General features: G+C 27.4%; 17 protein-coding genes. 11 read left to right on the top strand and 6 right to left on the bottom strand.

Going from position 1 to position 17621, the window contains the following annotated elements; genetic code table 11:
- Positions 1-31: 31 nt before the first annotated feature.
- Positions 32-460: a dUTP diphosphatase gene (gene dut, locus HN587_04105; protein MBT7903025.1), complete on the top strand. Its 429-nt coding sequence runs from the start codon at positions 32-34 to the stop codon at positions 458-460.
- Positions 461-489: 29 nt separating this feature from the next.
- Here the strand turns inward: dut and HN587_04100 are convergent, their stop codons facing one another.
- Positions 490-1062, bottom strand: a complete 573-nt coding sequence (locus tag HN587_04100) for a serine hydrolase family protein (GenBank protein MBT7903024.1) — start codon at positions 1060-1062, stop codon at positions 490-492.
- A 176-nt stretch (positions 1063-1238) separates the two neighbouring features.
- Between HN587_04100 and HN587_04095 the strand changes: the two genes are divergently transcribed.
- Positions 1239-1919: a Kae1-associated serine/threonine protein kinase gene (locus HN587_04095; protein MBT7903023.1), complete on the top strand. Its 681-nt coding sequence runs from the start codon at positions 1239-1241 to the stop codon at positions 1917-1919.
- Between the two features lie 43 nt (positions 1920-1962).
- Here the strand turns inward: HN587_04095 and HN587_04090 are convergent, their stop codons facing one another.
- Positions 1963-3237: a hypothetical protein gene (locus HN587_04090; GenBank protein MBT7903022.1), complete on the bottom strand. Its 1275-nt coding sequence runs from the start codon at positions 3235-3237 to the stop codon at positions 1963-1965.
- 240 nt (positions 3238-3477) lie between these two features.
- Here HN587_04090 and hisS point away from each other — a divergent pair, with 240 nt between their 5' ends.
- Positions 3478-4794: a histidine--tRNA ligase gene (gene hisS / locus HN587_04085; protein MBT7903021.1), complete on the top strand. Its 1317-nt coding sequence runs from the start codon at positions 3478-3480 to the stop codon at positions 4792-4794.
- Positions 4795-4953: 159 nt separating this feature from the next.
- Here hisS and HN587_04080 read toward each other — a convergent pair whose 3' ends face one another.
- From HN587_04080 to HN587_04070, 3 genes are all read right to left on the bottom strand, one after another.
- Entirely contained in the window at positions 4954-5874 is a 921-nt protein-coding gene (locus HN587_04080; protein MBT7903020.1) for a type II methionyl aminopeptidase, read from the bottom strand.
- Positions 5875-6003: 129 nt separating this feature from the next.
- Entirely contained in the window at positions 6004-6855 is an 852-nt protein-coding gene (locus HN587_04075; protein MBT7903019.1) for a hypothetical protein, read from the bottom strand.
- A 10-nt stretch (positions 6856-6865) separates the two neighbouring features.
- Positions 6866-7387: a signal peptidase I gene (locus HN587_04070; protein ID MBT7903018.1), complete on the bottom strand. Its 522-nt coding sequence runs from the start codon at positions 7385-7387 to the stop codon at positions 6866-6868.
- A gap of 268 nt (positions 7388-7655) precedes the next feature.
- On the opposite strand from HN587_04070, the gene HN587_04065 reads away from it, so the two are divergent.
- From HN587_04065 to HN587_04035, 7 genes are all read left to right on the top strand, one after another.
- Positions 7656-7985 carry a hypothetical protein gene (locus HN587_04065; protein MBT7903017.1) on the top strand — a complete coding sequence of 110 codons (330 nt, stop codon included), beginning with the start codon at positions 7656-7658 and terminating at the stop codon, positions 7983-7985.
- Positions 7986-8005: 20 nt separating this feature from the next.
- The gene (locus HN587_04060; protein ID MBT7903016.1) at positions 8006-8683 is read left to right on the top strand and encodes a hypothetical protein; all 678 of its coding nucleotides are present in this window, start codon (positions 8006-8008) and stop codon (positions 8681-8683) included.
- Positions 8684-8733: 50 nt separating this feature from the next.
- Entirely contained in the window at positions 8734-9927 is a 1194-nt protein-coding gene (locus tag HN587_04055) for a hypothetical protein (GenBank protein ID MBT7903015.1), read from the top strand.
- A 4-nt stretch (positions 9928-9931) separates the two neighbouring features.
- Positions 9932-10348 carry a hypothetical protein gene (locus tag HN587_04050; GenBank protein MBT7903014.1) on the top strand — a complete coding sequence of 139 codons (417 nt, stop codon included), beginning with the start codon at positions 9932-9934 and terminating at the stop codon, positions 10346-10348.
- Position 10349: 1 nt separating this feature from the next.
- Positions 10350-11294 (top strand): archaeosortase/exosortase family protein, encoded by a 945-nt coding sequence (locus HN587_04045; protein ID MBT7903013.1) that lies wholly within the window; start codon positions 10350-10352, stop codon positions 11292-11294.
- Between the two features lie 86 nt (positions 11295-11380).
- Positions 11381-13294 carry a DUF2723 domain-containing protein gene (locus tag HN587_04040; protein ID MBT7903012.1) on the top strand — a complete coding sequence of 638 codons (1914 nt, stop codon included), beginning with the start codon at positions 11381-11383 and terminating at the stop codon, positions 13292-13294.
- Positions 13281-13994, top strand: coding sequence for a polyprenol monophosphomannose synthase (locus HN587_04035; GenBank protein ID MBT7903011.1), 714 nt, complete (start codon positions 13281-13283; stop codon positions 13992-13994). The genes HN587_04040 and HN587_04035 overlap by 14 nt, the downstream gene beginning before the upstream one ends.
- Here the strand turns inward: HN587_04035 and HN587_04030 are convergent.
- A complete protein-coding gene (locus HN587_04030; protein MBT7903010.1) occupies positions 13991-14704 on the bottom strand; it encodes a glycosyltransferase family 2 protein in 714 nt (237 codons plus the stop codon). The two genes, HN587_04035 and HN587_04030, sit on opposite strands and share 4 nt — an antisense overlap.
- A 73-nt stretch (positions 14705-14777) precedes the next feature.
- On the opposite strand from HN587_04030, the gene HN587_04025 reads away from it, so the two are divergent.
- Positions 14778-17048, top strand: a complete 2271-nt coding sequence (locus HN587_04025; GenBank protein ID MBT7903009.1) for a hypothetical protein — start codon at positions 14778-14780, stop codon at positions 17046-17048.
- The last annotated feature ends 573 nt before the right edge of the window (positions 17049-17621 follow it).

Raw genomic sequence — 17621 nt, 5'->3', positions numbered from 1 at the left:
ATTGAGTTTTTTTTTAAAAAAAGAGGTAAAAATGGTTGAGGTTAAAATTAATAAACTTTCTAAAGATCATCCCAGTCCAGTTTATGCTCGTCCGGGTGATGCGGGATTTGATCTTCGAAGTACCGAAGAAAAAATTATTCTTGCAGGACAAAAAGAAATTATAAAAACTGGAATAAAACTTGCAATACCTGAAGGTTATGTTGGTTTAATTTGGGATCGATCTGGGATGGCTGCAAAATATTCAATAAAATCAATGGGTGGGGTAATTGATTCAAGTTATCGTGGAGAAATAGGAGTAATTTTGTATAATTTAAGTAAAGAAGATTTTAAAGTTGAAATCGGAATGAGAATTGCACAAATGCTGATACAACCAGTTGTTAGCGCAACACTAGTAGACACCGAAACTCTTGAGCAAACTGATAGGGGAGATGGAAAATTTGGGCATACAGGAAATTTTTAAATTTGTTTTTTTGTGCGTTTTTTGATTTGTTATAATTCTTTTTTAATGTCTTCTAAAAGTTTTGTAAATTGTAAATAGCCTGAAGCTTGATTGAAGTGTCCTGCGTTAGGAATTATATTTATATCCACATTAAGTTTAGTTGCAACATATTTTGCATATTTTAAATTCACATAAGGATCATTATCTGAATGATAAATAACGAATTTTTTACAATTTGATTTTATTTTTTTCCAATCAAAATTATTTTCAATAAACGTTCTATTAATTTCGTCAAATTCGGGATTATCTAAAAAATCAATAAATGGTGCAATAAAAAATGCAGATTTGATGGGTTTTGAAAGAGTGGTTGAATTAGTTGTTTCTAAGACTCTCATTAAAAATGCAGGACCTAAACTATGTCCGATAACAATTGAATTTTCATCAAGTTTTGATAAATAAGAATTAAATGCAAAAAACCAATTTTGAAGTGTTTGGTTTTGTGGTGTTGGAAATTTAGGAACAAAAACTTGACAATTAAGTTTTTCTAATTCTTTTTTTAGCCAAGGAAACCAGTTTTCGGTAGGAGTTCCATACGCTCCATGAATTAAAAATACTTTAGTCATAGAATTAAAGTGAGTTGTGTTTTTCCTTATAAATTTATCTAAGATATTTTATTTGGTTAAAATGTGATGATTGTCTATAATATAATATTCGAGTTGTGTGGTGATTTTGGGCGAGAGGGTGATATATATCTAAGATTTCCATAAAACTTATAAAAAGTTAGGGTAAAATAAAAATTATGAGTGCAAATTTAATTAATGAACCTTTTGATGGGTCTTTATTAGGAGAACCTATAGCTCAAGGTGCTGAAGCTATAATTTATGTTGATGAGTCTAAAGAATATGTGTTTAAATATAGATTTGAAAAAAAATTTAGACATTTCGATCTTGATTTAAAACTTCGAAAATTTAGAACAAAAAGAGAAGCCAAAGTTATGGACAAATTAAGATCAACTGGAGTTCTTGGACCTAAATTGGAACGTGTTGATGAAAAAAATATGGTTATTCAGATGAGTTTTGTAAAAGGGTCTAAGTTACGAGATGTTTTTGAAACTAATTTTGAAAAGTTTAGCATCGAAATTGGAAAAAATATTGCATTAATGCATAAAAATGGAATTATGCATGGTGATTTAACAACTTCTAATATGATTTTGGGTGATTCTGAAAATAAAATTTATTTTATTGATTTCGGACTTAGTTTTTTTTCAGATAAAATAGAAGATAGAGCAGTAGATTTACATTTAATAAAACAAGCATTAGAATCAAAACATTATAAAATATTTGAAAAAGCATATGAGTTTTTGCTTGAAAGCTATTCTGAGCATTATGATATTGGATGCGAAGTTATTAAGAGACTCGATCAAGTAGAACTTCGTGGAAGATATAAAATGAAAAAAAATAAGAAAGAAAAGTCAAATTAGTAATTTATATTTGTTAGTTGATTTTTATTAATTTAGTGAGTTTTTAGAATTTTCTTTTATTTAATATTTTAAATTGATTATTATAGAATGTGAGTTTTTTTAGAATGACTGCATAATCTCTTTTTTCGACATTGGTATATGTTTTGCGATTACAATCTTTTTCTATTGCATATTTGTCAAAAAGTCGTTTAATGGATTCTGTGCTACATTCAATTAAGTCTTGGCGTAGTCTAATAATATTTTCATTTTGAATTTTATGAGGTATAATTAAATTTTCATCAAGTGCTTTTAAAAAATAAAGATTTTTTTTGAACCGATTAAGTTGTGCTGAAGCTCCACTTTCAGGAAGTGTTGATGTGTTATCTAAAGAATCTCCTAACTTTACTAGGACTGGAACATCATAATTTTCGTTATGTTCAATAAACATCTTTTTTGAAACGTCAACAAGCCTATTTAATGAAGCATCTATGCTTTCTGCTTGTTTAGTTACTGCCCATACAAAGGATACAACTTGTTTTGCGATTAAAGGAGTATTCATAAGTTCCATAATTTCTTGATATTCAGGGGGATTAAGAATTTCTTCATATAATGTTTTTAATGTTTCATCAGACATAATTTCAGTTGTTAATTTTTGTTCTTGTTTAGAAATAATTTTTGAACTAATTAAATTAGTAACATCTGAATTTGGAACAGAATGTACTTTACTACTCATTTTAGTTAAAAGTAAATTGCTAAATTGTTTTTCACGATAGCTTTGCATTTCTTCTACAACATCATGAAGAAAAATAGTATTTCTGATTAATTCTGTTTTATTTTGAGAAATGTTAATTAATTTGCTATCGAGCAATTCCCACGCGCGAATAACGTGGATAAAATAAAAATTTGCACCTTGTCTTTTTTTTCCTGTTTCTAAATGTTTGTCGTGTGCATATTTAAAAATTTTTGAACAGCCATATCTGCATTTTTTTAATAATTCTTCGCTTACTCCTGTAAGACTTAGATCCACTTCTTTAAATAAATATTCAAATGCATCATTTGTATCAATTGAGCTGCCATTTACTCGAATTATTCTTTCTTTATAATCAGATTGTAATTGGATATTTTTGATAAAATCGATTCGATGAATTCCGAATGCAGAAAAAACAAGAAATTTTTTGATGTTGTCAGGAGTTAATTTCAGTCCACTTTTGATAAGTTCGCGAACTACAAATTGAGGTTGTTGTTCTAGCATGAGTGAATAAAATTGATTTGGATCTACTTGAAGTTGAGACTGCAACATAGCATGTACGCTAAGGTCATTGTTAGAACGGTTCTTCATGAAAGCACCACAATTCAATAATGGTGCTGGCATTTATAAATTTTATGGTTAAAATACTTTAGAGTTAATTTTGGGTTTTAGGGGTTTTATTTCATAAATTATTTAAAAGAAAAGAAATCATCTTCCTTTTAATGTTTTTTTAATGTTTTTTTTAATATTTTTTTGTTTTTAATTTTAATGTTTTTGATATTTACTTTAAAATGTTTAATTATTGAAAAATGTTTAATTATGGTGATAATTATGAATTTAATGAATGCTCGCGGAGTAAGAGATTTTGTACCTGAAGAAAAAATACCTAGACAGGAAATTGTTGAAAAACTCAAAACTGTTTTTGAATTATATGGATTTGTACCTATTGAAACGCCATTAATTGAAAGAATGGATATTTTAGCTGCAAAATATGCTGGAGGATCAGAAATTCTTAAGGAAACATTTCAATTTAAAGACCAAGGAGATAGAGAATTAGGCTTAAGATATGACTTAACTGTTCCATTTTCTCGATTTGTGGGCATGAATCCAACAATGAAAATGCCGTTCAAACGATATCAAATTGGAAGAGTATTTCGAGATGGACCTATTAAACTTGGAAGATATAGAGAATTTTGGCAATGTGATGTAGATATTGTTGGAGCTAAATCCATTAGTTCTGATGCTCAATGCGTTCAAATAGCTCAAAAAGTGTTCAAACAATTAGATTTGGAAGTGAAAATCGAAATTAATAGCAGAGATTTATTGGAAGCAATACTTCGAGAATTTGAGATTTCTGATGATTTGTTGGTTGACGTAATTCTTGAAATTGATAAACTAAAAAAAATTGGAATAATAGCCGTAAAAGAAGCAATTTTAAACATTAGTAGTTCGCTTGACGCATCAAAGATTTCTGAATTATTAGATTTATTGACAGTATCAGGCACAAATAAAGAAAAAATTGATAAAATTAAATTAGTAGCACAAAAAGAAGAAACAAAACTAGCGCTTAATAAATTAATTGAATTATTTACCTATGTTAGTGGTGATGATGTCGTATTTAGACCTTCACTTGCAAGGGGATTGAGTTATTATACTGGAACGGTGTTTGAAGTAGTTTTAAAAAATCAAGACTTTGAGGATGAAAATGGTAAGAAAATTAAATTTACTTCATCATTGTCTGCTGGGGGGAGATATGATAATATGATTGGAGATTATCTTGAATCTAAAAAAGAATTTCCTGCAGTTGGGATAAGTTTTGGACTTGAACCTATTGTTGAAGTAATGAAACTCTCAAAAAAAATAGAACTGAAAAAAACAACTGTGAAAGCATATGTTATTCCAATTAAAACATTTACTGAATCAAATAAGATTGCTGAAAAATTAAGAGACTCAGGAATAAATTGTGATATTGATTTAGTGAATAGAAGCATATCAAAAAATTTAAATTATGCAAACTCATTTAATATTCCTTTTGTGATCTTTGTAGGTCAAGATGAACTTGATCAAGATAAAGTAAAATTAAGAGATATGAGTTCGGGTGAAGAAAGTTTACTTAGTATAAAAGAAGTTTGTGAAAAACTTAAATAAAGTTTTTTTTCTTTTTTTTGTTATTAAATTGGGTGTTTAGGTGAAGTGTTGCGGCATTTTTTTTGATACTGTGTGTCACATAAACAATAAAAAGTTCTGCATGAATCGAACTTTTTTATGCTGGATTGCCAAGGCAACACTTAGTTGTGTTTTGGTTATTTAATCTATTTTTGTTGTAATTTTAGGTTTATCTCCGACGATAAGACTATGTTCTGCTTGACTAACGAGTCCATCTCGTTTTTCAACTAATGGTGCGTAACCCCTAATTAAATTAATTTGTGTTAATTCTCTTATTGCAAAATTTGCTTTGAACAAAGGATATTTATCTGTGATCCATCTAGTTGCGAAAGGTAGTCCTTTGTATGATTCAATTAATTTAAGAACTTCGCGGGTTATTTGACTTCTAACTGGTTTTTTGATTACTTGGGAATAAATGAATGGATTTCCTTTTTCAACAATGAGTCCTATTCCATTTGTGGCAAAAGGTTCAATTGCGATGTGTTGCCCTTCATTTAATTCAGTTGTATCTCCTGTATTGTAATTTGGAATGCTAATTCCGCTATGTTGTTCGTATTCTCCGAGTCCATGACCGCTAAGATTTTTAATTGGTTTAAATCCTGAACTTTCAATTGTTTCTTGTATTGCTTTTCCAATTTCACCTAATGTTACTCCGACTCGAATTGTTTTAATTGCTGCATTAAGTGCATCGCGTGAAGCTTTAACTAAATCAGAATGTTGATTTGATAAGTCAACTGTAAGTGCATTGTCTCCAATAAATCCATCAACGTGTGCTCCAACATCTAATTTAATAATTTCATCAGTAAAAACTGATTTATCTTGAGGGATGGGAGTGTAATGTGCTGCGGTTTGATTTAGTGAGATGTTAACTGGGAATGCTAGCTTTCCACCCATATCAAATATTTTTTTTTCTACTTTGGTTGCAACATCTAGTAGTAAAACTCCTGGTTTTATGAGTGATTTGCCATATTGTAATGCTTCTGCTGCAATTTTTCCTGCTTGTTCGATTTTTTTTATTTTTTCTGGATCTGCAAGAACATGGTAGGGTATATTTTGGGTCATAAATTAAGAATAAGAACTAAGTGTTTAAATAATTTGTTGAAGAAATAATTTTTTTTATATGTGGATTTGGTTACTTATGATTGAGAGTGCACTATATGATGGGAGTATAATATGTTAGATTATTTTTTATTATTGAAAATATTTTAAGTATAATTGGCCTCCTTCAAATAGTTTTTGAATCTCTGTTTTGAATTTTTTAGATCGCGCATAAGTTTTCACTTGTTTTTTTAAACTAGCATGTTTTCTTCTATTCCAAGTAAGTCTTGTATTGTGCCAAAATAAATCAGTCATAATTAATAATTGAGCTTCTTTTAATCCTTTGATTGCATGCTTTTTATATGGTCTGAGAATAAGTTGGCATTTTTGAGAAATTTTTTTACCAGTCATTTGTTGAACTAAACTAACATATTCTTGTGAAAGAGTATAGTCTCTAGATTTTGCGCGTTCATTTAAACTTAAATCATTTAATTGATCTACTGCTCTTCGAGTGCCATCATAACACATTGTTTGAACATCATCCCTTGTTAAATGTTTAATTCTGTGTGTGATATCTCCATTTTCATCAGGAGTTATGTTAGGGAGATGTATTTTTGCACCTGAGGGAGTAATTAATGTTTTATCAGGAGTTATGATTCCTTCAGGGGGCGTTCTTTTTAATTTTCCCCAATAATAATGAATAACTGAATGAACTGTTGAGCCAGTTGTAGAATCTGTTCTTGAATCAATTGCAACATAAAATGGTTCAACATAAACTAATTCTGCACCTAATTCTTGAGAAACTTCTAAAGATAATCTTTCAGTAATGCTTAAATCACCTAAGTCAACTATTCCCCCAATTGATTTAATGTGAGATTCTTGTCCTGTTTGAGAATTTTTATCTTGGTGAAATAGAAATTTTTCAATTCCTGACCTAGTTGGAACAGGGATTATGACCCTTGTTTGGCATTCTCTTAAATATTTAGCTTCTTCTTGAAAAACCATTTTGGTTTGATTAGTAAATTATTCCAACTAAAATTCCTTTGATTTGATTGAACCGTACTTTTTGATGATCTTTACCTTGATTATTATCTCCTTTAAGTATATAATAAGTACCTTCTGAATCAAGTCCTTTTTCTATTACTCTGTGAATTATGATTTCTTTTTTAGAGTTTTCATAAGAAATAATATCTCCTACTTGAATTTGTGATTGTTTTGTTGGTTTGATTTCGATGCTATTTGAGCCTTGATCTAAGAATGGATCCATGCTATTAGTATCTGTAAAACTACCCCAACTAGCGTTTTTTATATCTAAAATGATTAAATCTTGGTAAACATGAATTTGGTTTTCTTTAATGTGATTTGAGGGAGAACTAATTTCTGTACTTTTAGTTATTTCTTTAATTGAAAATGCGAATGGTTTTTCATATTTTATTTCTAGGCTTTCACTGATGATATCATTTGCAGTCCAACCTAATGTTATTAAAATTATAATTATTAAGAAAATACAAATTTTATGTAGTAAGTCGGCCCACATTTTAGTTGGTAAAGAATTTAATCATTTAAATATCTTTTGGTTATTTAACTATGATTAAGTAGTGAAATTTATTGGTTTTTTAGTTGTTTTTTATGTTTACTACTTCTTGGTCGTTTCAGTGGCGTTATTTGGGTCCTGGTATGGAAAAAAGGCCAAAAAATAGAAAGCTTTAAATATAATTTTTTGTATTCAGTACAATAATTTAATTTTTAAGGTGAAGAAATGGAGTTTTTTTAAAAACAAAGTTTCTTAAAAGGAGGTAAGTAATATGGCAAAAGATGACGTTTCGAAAAAAACTATTTTGATTTTGCTGGTTCTTACACTTGTTGTTTCAGTTGTTGGTACAGTGACAGTATTAGAGATGGCTAGTAAGGCACCTACTGATGTTAATATCGTAGGTCCGTCTGATAAAGGTGATGCAAAGGTTTCATTAGAAATAATTCAACCTGCGCCAGAGCCTGCACCAGTAGAGCCTAAAGATGCAGAAGTAAGTTTAGAGATATTACCAGCAGAACAACCTGTAGAAGCTGAAGCGGTTTTAGAACCTGCACCAGTAGAACCAGAAGCAGTTGAAGGAACTGAAAATCCTACAGAATAAAAGAGGAGGTTTGATATAATATGGAAGAAGTTTCAAACAAAACATTAGCTATCCTATTAGTAGCAGCAATCGTTGTTAGTTTAGGGGGCGTAGTATTAAGTATGAATAAATTAGGTAAAGTTACAGTTGTGACTGGATTTGCGTCCGGAACAAACACAACTCAAGATGGAGAAGTTACATTGAACATTACAGCGTATTCAAGTTTCGAATTTATTGATTCTGCTATCGCGTTTGGTAGTGCAACATTAAATGGTAGTGATGATTCAACATATTATGAGTGTTGGTCTGGAAATGGAACTGAAACTAACGATGCTTTATTCCCTGATTTAGTTTGTCCTACAGATGCAGTTCAAATTCACAATGATGGAAGTTTTGACTTGTCAATTAACTTTACTTCAAGTTTAGTTAGTACATCATTTATTTGTGATCAGTGTAATGATGTAGCGCCATCATTTAAGTATGCTTCAAATTTAGCTGGAGGAAGTTATGTTAATGAGTGTGCTGATGGGGATATACCAACGTATGCTGAAATTACTGGAAGTTCACAAGTAGTTTGTACTGACTTGGATGTAGCAGAAGATACAAGTGTATCATCATATGTTAAAATTCCAAAAGGAGCAAACAAAGGTGGACAGACAGCAACTTGGACTTTTGTAGCAGAATGTTCTGAAACTCCTTGTGATGCGGATCCAGACTAAGTTTTTTTTTTTTTTTTTTTCTTTTATTGTAAAGGGGGATTTATTATAAAATGAAATTAAAATTTGTGTTATATATAGTAATATTAATTATGTTTACTAATTCTATTTTAGCTATTGGTATTGGCTCGGTTGGAGGACCTGGAAAATTAATTAATTTTAAACCAGGTGATAAAAAAACGTATACTTATAGTATAAAAGCAAACAGGCCTCCTTTAGTGCTGGATTATGACATAACTGTGTCTGGTAAATTATCGGAGTATATAACTGTTGAACCTAAATATATAAAAAATATTAAAAATCCTGCGATACTTAATTTTAAAGTTCATGTAAACCTTCCTGAAACTTTAATTGAACAAGGACAAATAACTAATTTTGTTACGGTAACTGAAGTGCCAACATCTAGTTTAAATAGTGGAGGAACGGGTTCAATTGGTAGTGCGAGGGGAAAAATAATAATTAATATGCCTTATGAAGGGTATAAAATTAATTCTGAATTAAATGCGCCTAATTTAAATGAGAATGATATTGCAAAAATGCAAATTTCAGTTCAAAATTTAGGAACAAATTTAATTGATAAAATAAGTGCAACAATAAATGTATTTGATGATCAACAAAATTCTATTACTACGCTTTATACAAATGAGCTTTCAGTAGGTTATTTTGAACAGATTTTTTTGGAAGCAGACTTTGATTCTACTGGGTTTCCCCCTGGTAAATATACTGCAACTGCAATTATTAATTATGATGGTCAACCTGAAGAAAATCTTAGCGATTCTTTTTTTGTAGGAACAAAAAATATAGGTGTTATGAGTCACACTACTAGATTAATTGCAGGTATTATAGCTCCATTTGATGTTCGTGTTAAGAGTAATTGGAATAATAATGTTAATATATATGCTAAAATATTTATTGATGACCTTATTACTCAGACACCTACAATTAAATTAGATAAAATGGGAATGGGAACATTGTCTACGTACTTAGATTCTCAAAGCTTAACATCAGGAAATAAAGATTTAAGAATAACTTTGTTTTATGATGGGAGCAGTTCTAATTATAAGGGTAATGTGACTGTTCTGAGTCAAGAAGAGTTTCAAAAAAGTCAAGATGAGAAAAAACCTTCAACTTTTGATGGGGATACTAATTGGATGTTGATAGGTGCTGTAACTGTCCTTGTATTACTTAATATTTTAGTATTAATTGTTTTGAAAAAGAGGAAAAAAAAACAACAAACACAGTGGTGATATTATGAAAAAAATGACTCTTTTTATTTTATTTTTTTTAGTTTTATTATTTAGTATTGGTATAACTTCTTTAGCGTATTCTAGTTATAAAGTTGTTGAAAAAAGCACTATGTTATACGATTTTAAAGTTAATGGTTCGATTGTAGGAATTAATGTTGATCCAGACGCTATTCATTTTGGGATGGTTCCTGGAGGATCTAGTTCTGAACGGAAAGTATTTGTAACAAACTCGCATGATGTGCCTGTAAATGTGAAAATTTATGCAGTTGGTGATTATCCTGATTTAGTTATTCCTCGTAATAATTCTTTTAGTTTAGAACCTTTGGAAAAATTTCCTTTGTTTTTTAGAGTATTTCCTCCAATTGGTATTGAAGATGGTTATTATTCTGGAAAAATCATAATAATTTTTGAAAGGAAATAAAATGAATTTGTCTAAATATAATTTTTTTAGAATTAATTATTTTATTTTTTTTACTTCTGTTTTTATGTTACTTCCTTTATTATTTAGTTTTTTAGCGAATATATTTGAGTTAGTTATTGGATTTAATATAATTCTTCATAGATTACATATTCTTTTTTTTGTGTTATTAGTTCTTTTTTTTATTTTAAATGAAGAAGAATTAATGAAATTAAAACCCAAAACTGATTTATTTCAACTAATTGTTTTTTCAGTAAGTTCGCTTATTTTATTTTTCCTTTTTTTTGTACTTAGGTATTTTATTCATCCAAAAAGTAATTATGATTTTGCATGGACTATTTTTTATGTATCTTCCGTTTTATATGGGTTGGGTACAATTACTTTTTTTTGCGCAATTTTTGGGTTGAATTATTTCAAAAAAGTTTTTTTTAAATACAAAAAAACATTTATTTCTCTAATTCTTCTTATTGTCATATATGTTGCTATTAAAGAATTTTTGAACTTAAATTGGGTTTATTTTTCAAGTTTGGTTGCAAATTTAACTGCAGGGATGTTGAATTTAGTTTATGGTAATATTGCGACAGTAGTTCCTTATGAGCAAGGAATGGGATTAGTTGCTAAAGGATTTCTAGCAGGAATAAGCAAAGATTGTTCAGGTATTGAGTCAAGTTCTTTATTTCTATTTTTGTTTCTTGTAGTTCTTTTATATGATGACAAATTGAAAAAAGATTGGAAGCTATTTACTGCATTTGGATTGGCATTAATTGGTGATTTTGTTCTTACTTCTTTTAGAATTTTTTTATTAACTATTGTTGCAATTGAAATAGATAGGCAATTTGCAATAAATTTGTTTCATAATAATATTGGGTGGATTCTGTTTGTTGTATATTTCTTAGTATTTTACTTTTTGTTAACAAAATATTTTAGAAAGAACAAAAATAATAACTAGAAGTTATAATATTTTACTTGATTGTTATGAGACATAATTATTATATTACCTAAATCTTTTTAAAATGTTTAATATTGAATAACTAAATGGTTAATAAATATTTAAATACTTATTTTATGGTTGTATTTGTTTTTTTTTTAACCTTTTCAATTTATTTTATTACTTTAAATCCAATTATTGAATGGGAAGATTCAGTTGAACTTTCAACTGCTGCAATAACTTTGGGAATAGCGCACCCAACAGGATATCCTTTGCATACTATGTTAGGGCATGTGTTTTCTTATATTCCTTTAGGAACTCAGGGATTTAGGATTAATTTAATGTCTGCATTTTTTGGAAGTTTAGCTGCTATTTTCATATTTTTATCTGCTTTAATTTTATCTAAAAATAAATTAATTTCGTTATTAGCAGTTTTTCTTTTTTCTTTTTCTAAAACATTTTGGAGTCAAGCAGTGATTGCCGAGGTTCATACTTTAGGTATTTTTTTATTGAGTGTATCTTTTTATTTTTTGTTAAAATTTGAAAAATTAGGAGATAATAAATGGTTATATTTTTTTTGTTTTACCTACGGTCTTTGTTTAACAAATCATCTTACTTATGTTTTGTTTGCTCCTGGATTTTTATATTTTATATTTATTAAAAAACAAGGATTTAATATTTTTAATTTAAAAATAAATAAAAAAATGTTTAATATTAAAATAATTATTATTTGTTTTTTAATTTTTCTTATTGGCCTTACTCCCTATTTATATTTGTCAATTAGATCTTCAATGAATCCTGAAATGGATTGGGGTAATCCAGAATTATTTAGTAATTTTTTAGATCATGTAACTGCAAAACAATTTAGGCCGTTGATGGGGTCTGCAGATTATTCTCAAGTTTCGTCTTATATATCCTTTTTTGTAAATGATTTGTTTTTTCAATTTGGTTTGTTAAGTTTATTTATTTTTTTAGGTGTTTTTTATTTATTTTTTAAAAGAAAAGATATAAAATTAGGAATTTTTTTTTTATTAGTTCTTTTAGTTAATTTGTTATTTAATATAACTTATAAAATAGGTACTGAAATTAAAGGAATTGATATATTTTTTTTAAGCTCTTATTTTTTTGTTTTATTTATTATACTTTATGGCTTTTATTTTTTATTAAATTATAAGTTAAATAAATTAATTAAAGGTTTTATTTTTTTAATTGTTTTTTGTTTGATATGTTTTCAATTTTATAGTAATTTTCAAATTAATAATGAATCTGATAATTATTTGCCTTATTGGTATGGATTAGATGTTGATAATACTATTTATAGTATTACGTCTGAAAAAAATGTTTTGTTTACCGATAGTGATGTAACTTTGCCCATTTTTTGGTATTTAAAGTATGTTGATAATAAATTTGTTAATACTGAGATCATTCATATAAATATGTTTGGATCAAAGGTTTATTTAAAACAACTTGAATCTAAATTTAATATTATTTTATCAAATGAAAACTATTTGAGTGTTGATGATATATTTAATAATTTAATTGCTAAATTAGATACTAATTATGTTTTGTTTTCCACTTTTAATAATTTATCTGTTGAAAATAAAACTTATTCTATTAGGGGCATTATTTTTCAAATTAATAATTTGTCTACTTTGAATGTTGATTTAGATTATGAATATTATAGTGCTAATTATTTGATAAGTCATAATGAATCAAAAGATCCTGTATATTTAGTTCTTAAAAGAGATTTTTCTAATTCTAAATCATTTTTAGGAATAAACAAATTGAAAATGGGTGATTATAACTCAGCTAAATATTTTTTTCATCAAGCAATTAAATTAGATAATTCTTCATTTGAGTCGTGGAATAACTTAGGAATTGCTAATTTTTATTTAGGTGAATATGAGGAGGCATTATTTGCATTTAATTTTGCGTTACAAATGAAACCCGATCAATCAGTTTATAAACTTATTTTATTAACAAAACAAAAGATGCGAGGAGTAAACAATGGTAGTTCTTAGTTTAATAATTCCAACTTATAATGAAAAAGAAAATATTTCTATTTTAATTAAAAATTTGTTTGAATTATTTAGTCAATATAAAATTTCTGCGGAGATTATTGTTGTTGATGATAATTCTCCTGATGGAACGAGTGAAATGGTTAAAAAACTTAAAAATAAATTTTCTAAACTTCATTTGTTAAGTAGAACTGCTAAAACTGGTTTAAGTTCTGCAGTATTAGCAGGATTTGATTGTGCAAAAGGAGAAATTTTAGGCGTTATGGATGCTGATATGAGTCATCCTCCCCAATTAATTCCTCAACTTTATAATGCAATTATTACTCCTGTTGGATATGATAAGCGATTTCCTGATTTTGTTATTGGAAGCAGGTATGTTAAGGGAGGTAAAATTGTTGGGTGGCCTTTATTTCGAAGAATTGTTTCAAAAGGAGCAACATTTTTATCTCGTCCATTTACTAAAGCGAAGGATCCCATGTCTGGTTTTTTTTTAATTAAAAAAAAATGTATAGAAGGAAAACGATTTAATGCAAAAGGATTTAAAATTTGTTTAGAGCTGTTGGTTAAATCAAATTGGAAAATCGTTAAAGAAGTACCAATAACTTTTACTGATCGCGTTAAAGGAAAAAGTAAAGCAAATTTTAAAGAATATTATCTTTATTTGTATAATTTATGGAATTATTTTATTTTTAAATTTTTTTAATCATATTTTCCTTTGAAATTATTTAATTGGATTTTTATAACATCTTTTAGCATTTTTGTTGCGTCTCGGAGGGGGTTGGTTATTGTGCTTCCTTCTTTATCGATCCAAATAATTGGGACTTCTTTTATTTTTAGATTCATTTTTCTTGCGATAAATAATAATTCTACATCAAAAGCCCATCTATTAATTGTTTGCTTTGATACAATTTTTTTTGCTAGATCTGTTTTGAATAATTTAAATCCACATTGAGTATCACGAATTCCTGGAACTGCTAGCATATTAACAATAATTGGAAATGTTTTACCCATTATTTGACGATACCAAGATTGTTTGACTCTTACATCGGACTTTTTTAGGTTTCTGGATGCAATAATAATATCATATTTTGGGATGTATTTGAGCATTTTTAAAATTTCTTCAATAGGTGTTGCAAGATCACTATCTGAAAATAGGACTAGAGGGTATTTTGCATTTAAAATACCTCTTTTCACAGTATAACCTTTTCCTTTATTTTTTTTATTTTTTAGAACTTTTGTTTTTTTGTTTTTGTTTTTGTTTATTATTTCTAATGTATTGTCTTTTGAGAAGTCATTCACTATGATTAATTCATAATCTGTCAAATTTTTATTGCAAAATTTGATTATTTTTTTTAATGAATTTCCTATTCTTTTTTCTTCATTATATGCGGGAATTACTATGGATATTTTCATAATTTGGATATACTTGTTTTCCTATTTAAATGATTCTAAAACTATTTAAATATCTTTTATTTTTAAATTTTTGATGAAAGAATTACACAAAACATCGCTGTATATTATTTTAGGAATTATTATTTTTTTTAATTTATTTTTTTTATCTCCTTTATTGCAGCGAGGGCTTCCTCCGGGGGGCGATGGAGTAAGTCATTTTAATTTAGTTATTAATACGGTAGATTTAATTCAAACTCATACTCTTAATTGGTGGAGTCCAGATTATAATTTGGGGTTTCCTTTGTTTAATTTTTATGCACCATTATCTTATTTTTTTATTGGTTTAATATATGTATTCACTCATTTAGATTTGTTATTTTTATTTAAGTTATCGATCTTTTTATCTTTTGGGTTATTCCCTTTAGTTATTTATAAAAGTATGAGGTTGATGGAATTTTCTCAAATTAGTTCATTATTTAGTGCATTGGTCTCAACAATGCTTTCTTCTTATCAGGGATTTGGATTAGAGATTGTAGCTTTTTTTAAATATGGTATATACTCTCAAGTGATGGTGTTAATTTTTTTTCCACTTACAATTGCGTTTATTTACCGATTTTTTTTTATTAAAAATTGTAAAAATGAAATTACTTTTTTTAAAGTATCTGTTTTTTTATCTCTTACTTTTTTAACCCATTTTTTATCTGGGTTTATGGCTGCTTTAACTGCTGTGCCTGCTCTTTTTTTGAAATTTAATAAACTAAAATTAAAGAAAATTCTTTTTTTAGCTTTTTGTACTTTCTGTTTTGTGGCATTTCTTTTGATTCCAATATATTTTTATGGGGATTATATGAATGATGGTAAATTTTCACATAAATCTTTTGATCGTATTGATGGTTATGGGGTTTCATCATTTTTTCATTTTTTTTCAGGTAATTTTTTAGATTTTGGGAGATTGCCTTTTTTAACTTTTTTTGCTGTTTTGGGAATTTTGATTTCTTTTCATTTTCGTCAAGAAGATAGACATAAATTTATTTTGGCAGGGTTTTGTTTATCTTTCTTTTTTTTAATTGGTCGTGCATTATTTGGAAATTTAATTAATTTTATTCCTGGTGTTAGTGCAATTCCATTATTTAGGTTTATTAGTTTGCTTCATTTTTTTTCAATAATTCTTATCGGAGTCGCATTTGGTTTTTTGATTGATTTGATTTCTTCTAAATTTAGGCTTCACCGGTATGAACAAATTAATTTATTGATTGTATTATTAGTTTGTGTTTTTTTTTTGGCACCTGTTGTTATAGATACATCTGCTAATTATGTGGGAAACGTTGTTACTTTTCATGATGTGGGGTCTGAACCGGATCTTAATCAAATCATGAATGAGTTAAATTTAATGCCTAATTCTCGAGTAATTTTTGAAAATTTTAGTTCATATTCTATGATTCCTAATAGCATTCCAATTTATTCTAATAAACCGTCTTTTTTTAGTGGTGGAATAGGAGGACATGATTCTTTGAGTATTTTTTATGTGAATAAACCATTTATTTCATTCTCAAATAAAACTGATCTGTATAATTTATTTAATTTAGGCTATTTTATTTCAAATTCTAATAGAACTAATTTGACTGATTTTTATTTTAAAAATAAAAACTATGTTATTTTTAATAAAACGTCTTCTTCTTATTTTGATTTAGTTCAAAGTTCTATTGCGATTGATTCTTCTTTAGGTGATTCCAGGCCTATTTTTCTTATGTGGTATTTTAGTGTACTTCCTTCGACTAATGAACATATCCTAATTTTAAAACCTCGTTTGTTGAATGAATTAACTAGTATAACTGAACATATTGATTTGAACTTTTTAATTATTCCCCCTGAACGATCTGTTTTGATGAAAAATTATCAATCATTGTTAAGTGAGGATAGAAAACGAGTTGTTATAACTGATAATAGTTTTAATATTGATGTTAAAAATTTAAAAACACATGAATTAACAACAGTAGATGCACTCCATTTTTTTCAAACATTTAAATCAGTTCCTAAAAATTGTGGATCTGTTATTGGTGGAACTGAAGTTGTTAGGCGAGGATATTATGAAACTTTAGTTAATGTAACTGATTCTAGTTGTTTTATTATGTTAAAAGTTAGTGCGCATCCTGAATGGCGCGCGTATGTTAATGGAACTGAATCTGAAATTTACGAAATTAGTCCAAGTTTTATGTCTGTAAAAGTTGACACTCCAGGAGTTTACAAAGTTTATTTTGAATATAAATTAAGAGCATTAAGAATTGGATTGTTTTTTTTTAGTTTATTTTCGTTTATTTTGGTATTTATTTTTAGAAAAAAACTTGGTGAATTGATTAAAAAATGAAATTTATGCAAATGTTAAAACATAATTGGGGGGAGTTATTTCCGTTAATTATATTGTTTGTTTTTTTACCACTAATACAAAATATGTTGGAATTTATAATTTTAGATATATTTTTATCAACTTTGTTTCATCTTTTTTTATTTATATTTATTTTACTAAGTTGTTTGTTGTTTGGAACTAAATTTAAATTTTTAACTTTTTTTTTATGGGGATTATATTTGTCATATTGGGTACTGTCAATATTATTTCTTTTTTATTATTTATATACGGGGAATTTAATTGACTTATCTTTTGTTTTTGATAGTGGTTTTTATTCACTGTTAACATTAAAAAATACTGTTGGTACTTCATATTTGATTATTTTTATTTTAGGATTATTTTTTTTAATTTATTTTACTTTTCGATCAGGAATTAAACTTATTAAAAATTTGTTAAAAGAAAAATATTTGATTCAGATATTTAAAAAGAAAAATTTAATTATAATTTTATTTGTTTTTTTAATTTTTGTAAATTTAATAAGTTCAATCTTTTTTTTCCCAGTTCCTTTGGTGGTTTCTAGTAGAGATTATTTGC

The organism is Candidatus Woesearchaeota archaeon (assembly GCA_018675335.1).
Classification (GTDB): Archaea; Nanobdellota; Nanobdellia; order Woesearchaeales; family UBA11576; genus JABJCP01.
Note: the sequence above shows the minus strand (reverse complement) of the source record. Positions and strands in the feature narration are given on the sequence as shown.